2 rRNA genes are annotated in these 1,467 nt (G+C 54.5%); both read left to right on the forward strand.

Going from position 1 to position 1,467, the window contains the following annotated elements:
• Positions 1-1,335, forward strand: a 16S ribosomal RNA gene (locus PGQ33_RS16655); the annotation flags it as partial.
• A 15-nt stretch (positions 1,336-1,350) separates the two neighbouring features.
• A 5S ribosomal RNA gene (gene rrf / locus PGQ33_RS16660) occupies positions 1,351-1,467 on the forward strand; the annotation flags it as partial.

A 1,467-nucleotide genomic window follows, 5' to 3' on the forward strand; every position in this document is an offset into this window, starting at 1 on the left:
CCACAGAGCCGCATGGCTCAGTGGGAAAAACTCCGGTGGTATGAGATGGACCCGCGTCTGATTAGGTAGTTGGTGGGGTAACGGCCTACCAAGCCAACGATCAGTAGCCGACCTGAGAGGGTGACCGGCCACATTGGGACTGAGACACGGCCCAAACTCCTACGGGAGGCAGCAGTGGGGAATATTGCACAATGGGGGAAACCCTGATGCAGCGACGCCGCGTGAGCGAAGAAGTATTTCGGTATGTAAAGCTCTATCAGCAGGGAAGAAAATGACGGTACCTGACTAAGAAGCACCGGCTAAATACGTGCCAGCAGCCGCGGTAATACGTATGGTGCAAGCGTTATCCGGATTTACTGGGTGTAAAGGGAGCGTAGACGGCTGTGTAAGTCTGAAGTGAAAGCCCGGGGCTCAACCCCGGGACTGCTTTGGAAACTATGCAGCTAGAGTGTCGGAGAGGTAAGTGGAATTCCCAGTGTAGCGGTGAAATGCGTAGATATTGGGAGGAACACCAGTGGCGAAGGCGGCTTACTGGACGATGACTGACGTTGAGGCTCGAAAGCGTGGGGAGCAAACAGGATTAGATACCCTGGTAGTCCACGCCGTAAACGATGACTACTAGGTGTCGGGGAGCAAAGCTCTTCGGTGCCGCAGCAAACGCAATAAGTAGTCCACCTGGGGAGTACGTTCGCAAGAATGAAACTCAAAGGAATTGACGGGGACCCGCACAAGCGGTGGAGCATGTGGTTTAATTCGAAGCAACGCGAAGAACCTTACCTGCTCTTGACATCCCGGTGACCGGCGTGTAATGACGCCTTTTCTTCGGAACACCGGTGACAGGTGGTGCATGGTTGTCGTCAGCTCGTGTCGTGAGATGTTGGGTTAAGTCCCGCAACGAGCGCAACCCTTATCTTCAGTAGCCAGCAATTCGGATGGGCACTCTGGAGAGACTGCCAGGGATAACCTGGAGGAAGGTGGGGATGACGTCAAATCATCATGCCCCTTATGAGCAGGGCTACACACGTGCTACAATGGCGTAAACAAAGGGAAGCGAGCCTGCGAGGGTAAGCAAATCTCAAAAATAACGTCTCAGTTCGGATTGTAGTCTGCAACTCGACTACATGAAGCTGGAATCGCTAGTAATCGCGAATCAGCATGTCGCGGTGAATACGTTCCCGGGTCTTGTACACACCGCCCGTCACACCATGGGAGTTGGTAACGCCCGAAGTCAGTGACCCAACCGTAAGGAGGGAGCTGCCGAAGGTGGGACCGATAACTGGGGTGAAGTCGTAACAAGGTAGCCGTATCGGAAGGTGCGGCTGGATCACCTCCTTTCTAAGGAAGAATACTTCTGGTGGCGATGCGGTCAGGGGACACACCCGTTCCCATCTCGAACACGATGGTTAAGACCTGATCGGCCGATGGTACTGCACTGGAGACGGTGTGGGAGAGCAGGTGGCCGCCAGA

The sequence above is a fragment of the Coprococcus sp. AM100_B19A genome (genome assembly GCF_027662015.1).
In the GTDB taxonomy this organism is placed as follows: Bacteria; Bacillota; Clostridia; order Lachnospirales; family Lachnospiraceae; genus Allocoprococcus; species Allocoprococcus comes.